A 202-nucleotide genomic window follows, 5' to 3' on the forward strand; every position below is an offset into this window, starting at 1 on the left:
TCGGCGGTGCCGAGGTCGGCGGGGCCGACGTGGCTGTCCCCGAAGCAGAAGGTGGCCCGCCCGGTCGCGGCCGGCCGCAGCCGCACGTGGCAGGAGCCGAAGCGCGGGGCCGCCCCGTCGGGGTGCCGCATCACGTTCAGGGCTCCGTACTTGGGGCGTTCCGTGGCGGCCGCGTGCGCGTAGGCCCCGCCGAACAGCGCCT

The 202-nt window shown here is 77.7% G+C and carries 1 protein-coding gene; it reads right to left on the bottom strand.

Annotation, left to right across the window (positions count from 1 at the left end; translation table 11 throughout):
• Positions 1–202 (bottom strand): DUF3626 domain-containing protein (locus G3I40_RS21795; RefSeq protein WP_164303815.1); only part of this gene is annotated, 202 nt, incomplete at both ends.

The organism is Streptomyces sp. SID14478 (assembly GCF_010548525.1).
Classification (GTDB): domain Bacteria; phylum Actinomycetota; class Actinomycetes; order Streptomycetales; family Streptomycetaceae; genus Streptomyces.